Raw genomic sequence first — 6129 nt, 5'->3', positions numbered from 1 at the left:
CGCCGCCCCGAGCCCCGAGCCGATGCCGGAACCGATCCCGCCGCGGCCGCTCGCGCCGCCGCCCGCCGCGGCCCCCGTGCGCCGCCAGTCCACGTACTGGTCGGGGATCTCCTCCAGGAAGCGCGACGGCGGGTTGTACGACGGCTGTCCCCAGACGCTGCGCAGCACCGACCGCGTCAGATAGAGCCGTTCGCGGGCGCGCGTGATGCCCACGTACGCCAGCCGCCGTTCCTCCTCCAGCTCCTTCGTCTGGCCCAGGGCGCGCATGTGCGGGAAGACGCCGTCCTCCATGCCCGTGAGGAAGACCGCGGGGAACTCCAGGCCCTTGGCCGTGTGCAGCGTCATGAGCGTGATGACGCCGCTCTCCTCCTCCGCCTCCTCGTCCGGGATCTGGTCGGAGTCGGCGACGAGGGCGACCTGCTCCAGGAAGTCGGCGAGCGTGCCGGGCTCGTCCTCGCCGCGCTCCTGCTCGAACTCCAGGGCCACGGCGGCCAGTTCTTGCAAGTTCTCGATGCGGGTCTCGTCCTGCGGGTCGGTGGAGGACTGGAGCTCGGCGAGATAGCCCGTCTGTTCCAGCACGGCTTCCAGGACCGTCGCGGGACCAGCGCCGGACTCGACGACCGTACGCAGCTCCTCCATCAGCACGTTGAAGCGCCGTACGGCGTTGGCGGAGCGGGCGGCCATCCCGTACGCCTCGTCCACGCGCGCGAGCGCCTGCGGGAAGGTGATCTTCTCGCGGAGGGCGAGGGCCTCGATCATGGCCTCGGCGCGGTCGCCGATGCCGCGCTTGGGCACGTTGAGGATGCGGCGCAGCGGCACCGCGTCCTCCGGGTTGGCCAGCACCCGCAGATACGCCAGGACGTCGCGCACCTCGCGGCGTTCGTAGAAGCGGACGCCGCCGACCACCTTGTACGGCAGTCCCACGCGGATGAAGACCTCTTCGAAGACACGGGACTGGGCGTTGGTGCGGTAGAAGACGGCGACGTCGCCGGGCCGTGCCTCGCCGGCGTCGGTGAGCCGGTCGATCTCGTCGGCGACGAACTGCGCCTCGTCGTGCTCGGTGTCCGCGACATAGCCGGTGATGCGGGCGCCGGCGCCGGACTCCGTCCACAGGTTCTTCGGGCGGCGGTTCTCGTTGCGTTCGATGACGGCGTTGGCGGCGCTGAGGATCGTCTGCGTGGAGCGGTAGTTCTGTTCGAGCAGGATCGTCGTGGCGTCCGGATAGTCCTCCTCGAACTGGAGGATGTTGCGGATGGTCGCGCCGCGGAAGGCGTAGATCGACTGGTCGGCGTCGCCGACGACGCACAGCTCCGCGAGCGCGGGCGCGGGACGGGCCTCGCCCTCCTCGCCGGGGCCTTTCTCGCCGGGGCCCTCCTCGCCGCCGGACTCCTCGTCTTCGCGCCGAGCGCCCTCGCCGTGCTCGCCGCTCCCGTCCGTGCCGACCAGCTCGCGCACCAGCGTGTACTGGGCGTGGTTGGTGTCCTGGTACTCGTCGACGAGTACGTGCCGGAAGCGGCGCCGGTAGTGGTCGGCGACGTCCGGGAAGGCCTGGAGCAGATGGACGGTCGTCATGATGATGTCGTCGAAGTCCAGGGCGTTGGCCTCGCGCAGCCGCGCCTGATACATCGTGTACGCCTCGGCGAGAGTTTTCTCATAGGAGTCGGCGGCGGCGCCCGCGAAGTCCTCGTCGTCGATCAGCTCGTTCTTCAGGTTGGAGATCTTCGCGCTGAACGCCTTGGGCGGATACCGCTTCGGATCGAGGTCGAGGTCCCGGCAGACCAGCGCCATCAGCCGCTTCGAGTCGGCGGCGTCGTAGATCGAGAAGGACGAGGTGAAGCCGAGCCTCTTGCTCTCGCGGCGCAGGATGCGCACGCACGCGCTGTGGAAGGTGGAGACCCACATCGACTGCGCGCGCGGACCGATCAACTCCTCGACGCGCTCCTTCATCTCGCCCGCGGCCTTGTTGGTGAAGGTGATGGCGAGGATCTGCCCGGGGTGCACATGGCGTGCCGTGAGGAGATAGGCGATGCGGTGCGTGAGGACCCGGGTCTTGCCGGAGCCGGCGCCCGCGACGATCAGCAGCGGGGAGCCGGTGTGCACCACGGCCTCGCGCTGCGATGCGTTCATCTCCCGCAGCAGCGCCTCGGGGTCGACGACCGTACGCCGCGAGCCTCCCCCGTGGTACGAGCCGGGGCCGCCCGCGCCGTCCCCCCGTGGCACCGCCGCGGGCCCATCTGCGGGCTCCGCGGGGCCACTTGGGCCCTCCGGGTCCGCCGCGCCGCCGGAGGCGCCGTCCTGCGCGCGCACGGGCGCCAGGCCCGCCAGAAAGCTGTCGTCGAAGAGGCTGCTCATCGTCGGAAGAGTCTAGATTGCCGCGCCGACACCGCGCCGCCACCGCCCTCTCGGGATAACGAACAGATATCGGACGTATCACTCAACGGCCTTCACAGACGCCCCACATCTCGCTACCGTGCTGCGCCAGGCGGTCCGCACCAATCGTCGGCGAAAGCGTCGGCACGGGCCGCCTCCGCCGAATCCGGCGCGTCCCCCCACGGTCGCACCGGAACCGGGGACCCACCGCGTACGCGGAACGCAGCGTACGCACCCGGGGTGAATCGGGAGTCGTACCGCGGAGGGCCGCACGCGCCGCGCATCGACCCGTAGGGCCGCCTTCCGAGAGCCCGAACCCGTCAGCTAACCCGGTAGGCGGTTCACGGAAGGAGTTGCCGGTCTTGGCGTCCCACCGCAAGCCGCGCACCCGGATACTGAAGTCCGCCTCGACGAAGCGCGGCGTCCTCGGCGTCACCACCGCCGCACTCGCCTCCGTCTCGCTGCTCTCCCAGAGCGCCCAGGCCGCGCCGAACGACGACAAGCCGTCGATCTCGGAGGTCAAGAAGAAGGTCGACAAGCTGTATCAGCAGGCCGAGACCTCCACGCAGAAGTACAACCAGGCCAAGGAGAAGACGGACGCCCAGCGCAAGAAGGCGGACCGCTCCCTGGACGAGGCCGCCGAGCGCACCGCGAAGCTCAACGACGCGCGCCGCACGCTCGGCAACTACGCGACGGCGCAGTACCGTTCCGGCACCATGTCGCAGACCGCGACCCTGCTGCTGACGGAGGACCCGCAGCAGTTCTTCCAGCAGACGCACGTCCTGGACCGCATGACCGGCCGTCAGAAGGAGGCCGTCACCGACTTCGAGAAGCAGCAGAAGGCGGCCAAGGACAAGCGCGAGGCGGCCACCGAGGAGTTGGCGTCGCTCACGGCCTCCCAGAAGGCGCTGAAGAAGAACAAGCAGGAGGTCCAGGACAAGCTGGCCGAGGCGCGCAAGCTGCTCTCGAAGCTGACGGCGGAGGAGAAGGCCCGCCTGGCGAAGATCGAGAAGAAGAAGCAGGAGGCGGCCCGCAAGGCCGCCGAGCGCGCCGAACAGGCCCGCCGCGACGCCGAGAAGGGCGGCGGCTCCCAGGGCGGCTCGCACTCGGCGCAGGCGGAGAAGGTCCTCGCCTACGCCAAGCAGCAGTTGGGCAAGCCGTATGTGTGGGGCGCGACGGGCCCCAGCTCCTTCGACTGCTCCGGACTCACCCAGGGCGCCTGGAAGGCCGCCGGCATCTCCCTGCCCCGTACGACGTGGGACCAGGTGAAGGTCGGCACGAAGGTCGCCAAGTCCGACATGAAGGCGGGCGACCTGGTCTTCTTCTACGACGACATCAGCCACGTCGGGATCTACGTCGGCGGCGGGCAGATGATCCACGCGCCGAAGCCGGGCGCGGACGTGACGTACGAGAACGTCAGCTACATGCCGTTCCACTCGGCGGTGCGCCCCGGCTGACGCCGCGGACCCGCGAGGCACCCGCGCCGGTCGTCCCGTACCGGCGCGGCAGAGCGGGTACGGCGGCTCAACCCTCCGCCGGCGGCGGTGACTTCACGCCCCGGGCTGCCGGGGTGCGCACAGCGTCCGTCACGCCCACAGGACGGCGATGAAGATGTTCGCCGTCGCCAGCGCGCCGACCGTACCGAAGAGGGACGAGGGAACCTTCTCCTCGTCCCTCTTCACATACACCAGCACCAGGATCACCAGAAGCAGTGCCAGCTTGAGGCCGATCTTGACGTTGTTCACCGGGTCGCCGGCGGCCCGGTCGAGGCCGACGAGGATCATGCCCGTCAGCAGCATCGTCAGCGCGCCGTGCAGCATGCCGGGCACGAAGCGCGCCTCGCCGCCGCGCATCGCCTTCATCTGGAAGAAGAAGCCGCCCAGCAGGGCCGCGATGCCGATGATGTGCAGGCCGACGACGGCATGTATGAGTACGTCCATGGCCACGGAGCTTAGGACGTGGCCCCGCCCCGTCCGCGGCGCGGGGCGCGGACGGGTCCCGGCGTACGCGCCTCACCAGCGGACCGGCAGCTCCCGCACGCCCCTCATCAGCATCCCCGGCACCCAGTTGAGCGCGGACTCGTCCGCGTCCGGGGCGAGTTGCGGGCAGCGCTCCAGCAGTCTGCGGATCGCGATGCGGCCCTCCAGGCGGGCCAGCGGCGCCCCCAGGCAGTAGTGCAGGCCGTGGCCGAAGGCGATGTGGCCGCGGGCGTCGCGGCCGACGTCGAAGCTGCCGGGCTGCGCGAAGCGCTGCGGGTCGCGGTCGGCGTCGGCCATGGCGATCAGGACGGTCGACCCGGCCGGCACGGTCACGCCGTCCAGCTCCACGTCCTCCAGGGCGAGCCGGTGCGTGCACGTCTCGACGGGACCGTCGTAGCGCAGCATCTCCTCCACCGCGCCCTCCAGCAGCCCGAAGTCGGCGCGCAGCCGGGCCAGTTGGTCCGGGTGGGCGAAGAGGGCGCGGACGCCGTTGCCGATGAGGTTGACCGTGGTCTCGTGGCCCGCGATGAGCAACAGCACGCACATGCCCACCAGTTCGTCGCCGGTGAGCCGGTCGCCGCCCTCGTCGACCTCGTGGATCATCTCGCTGAGCAGATCCTCACCCGGGGACTTGCGCTTGGCCTCGATCAGTCCGGTCAGATAGCGGGGCATCTGCTCGTAGGCGTCCCGCTCCGCCTCGGCGTCGTCGGGTGAGACGACCGCGTTGGACCAGCCGCGGAAGGCGTCACGGTCCAGTTCGGGCACGCCGAGCAGTTCGCAGATGACCGTCATCGGCAGCGGAAAGGCGAACGAGGCGATCAGGTCCGCCCGTCGGCCGCTCTTCTCCAGCATCGCGTCGAGCAGTTCGTCGGCGATCTGCTCGACGCGCGGCGCCAGCGCGGCGATCCGGCGCGGCGTGAACGAGCCCGCCACCAGGCGCCGCAGCCGCGTGTGGTCCGGCGGATCCTTCATCAGCATGTGGGCCAGGGCGGGTTGGCTGCTCTCGGTGTTGAGGATCGTCTCGACACGGCCGTGGCTGTGCCAGTCCCGGCTGAGCCGGGGGTCGGTGAACGCCTTGCGGGACGCCTCGTATCCGACCACGAGCCACAGGTCCTTGCCGTCCGGCGTACGGACGTGGTGCACGGGCGCCTCGGCGCGCAGCGCCGCGTAGGCGGGGTAGGGATCGCGTACGAAGTCCGGGCTGAGCGCGGTCAGTTCGACGATGCCGTCGGCCGTCATGTCTTCCCCCTGTCGGTGCGTCCTGGGCACGCTAACCGGCCCGACGACCGTGCATGAACAGCAATTTCAGACGTTTGTCCCCACCTCGTCCCTCGTTCGTGAGCCACCGCGAGGACCCCGTGTCCACCCCTGCACAGACCCCTCACACACCCGGGTGACGAAGGCCGCCCTGCCGTTCGCCGCCCGTCTGCCCGTAGGGCACAATGCGCCTTTCAGCCACGGAGTTCGAGAGGCGGGGTTGCGCAGTGGCCGTGGACACGGCACGGGACGGAGCGGGCGACGGCGGCGAGCACGAACAGGCCGTCCCGCTCCAGAAGTCCGCCTCGACGGGCAGCACTTCGGGCACGGCCCGCGCCGCAGGCGACGGCGGCGACGGACCCTCGGGCGGTGCCGGCGGCAGCGGTACGGGAGACCTCTCGCGCGGCGCCTCGCGCGGCCGCCTCTTCGGCAGGTCCGCCTCCGGGCGCCACTCCACCTCCTGCACCTGCGGCGACTGCCCGATCGGCGCGCGCAACGGCCACCGCCGCGCGGTGGAGGACTT

General features: G+C 70.6%; 4 protein-coding genes, 1 pseudogene and 1 riboswitch. Of the genes and pseudogenes, 2 read left to right on the top strand and 3 right to left on the bottom strand.

Annotation, left to right across the window (positions count from 1 at the left end):
- Positions 1 to 2352 (bottom strand): DNA helicase PcrA (gene pcrA / locus AN218_RS21790; RefSeq protein WP_070018588.1); only part of this gene is annotated, 2352 nt, incomplete at its 3' end.
- Between the two features lie 166 nt (positions 2353 to 2518).
- Positions 2519 to 2725, top strand: a riboswitch (cyclic di-AMP (ydaO/yuaA leader).
- Positions 2726 to 2732: 7 nt separating this feature from the next.
- On the opposite strand from pcrA, the gene AN218_RS21785 reads away from it, so the two are divergent.
- Complete coding sequence (locus AN218_RS21785) at positions 2733 to 3827, top strand: C40 family peptidase (RefSeq protein ID WP_070018587.1); 1095 nt, start codon at positions 2733 to 2735, stop codon at positions 3825 to 3827.
- 129 nt (positions 3828 to 3956) lie between these two features.
- Here AN218_RS21785 and AN218_RS21780 read toward each other — a convergent pair whose 3' ends face one another.
- Positions 3957 to 4310 (bottom strand): hypothetical protein, encoded by a 354-nt coding sequence (locus AN218_RS21780; RefSeq protein ID WP_070018586.1) that lies wholly within the window; start codon positions 4308 to 4310, stop codon positions 3957 to 3959.
- A 72-nt stretch (positions 4311 to 4382) separates the two neighbouring features.
- A complete protein-coding gene (locus AN218_RS21775; RefSeq protein WP_070018585.1) occupies positions 4383 to 5588 on the bottom strand; it encodes a cytochrome P450 family protein in 1206 nt (401 codons plus the stop codon).
- A gap of 245 nt (positions 5589 to 5833) precedes the next feature.
- On the opposite strand from AN218_RS21775, the pseudogene AN218_RS36155 reads away from it, so the two are divergent.
- Positions 5834 to 6129, top strand: a pseudogene (locus AN218_RS36155) (hypothetical protein); the annotation flags it as partial.

The organism is Streptomyces nanshensis (assembly GCF_001751255.1).
Taxonomy (GTDB): domain Bacteria; phylum Actinomycetota; class Actinomycetes; order Streptomycetales; family Streptomycetaceae; genus Streptomyces; species Streptomyces nanshensis_A.
The sequence above is the reverse complement of the archived record's forward strand: the minus strand, read 5'-3'. Positions and strand labels throughout refer to the sequence as shown.

Excerpts from the sequence above, each read along its gene's own strand:
- AN218_RS21780 (WP_070018586.1), bottom strand. The coding sequence starts at position 4,310 with ATGGACGTACTCATACATGCCGTCGTCGGCCTGCACATCATCGGCATC.
- AN218_RS21775 (WP_070018585.1), bottom strand. The coding sequence starts at position 5,588 with ATGACGGCCGACGGCATCGTCGAACTGACCGCGCTCAGCCCGGACTTC.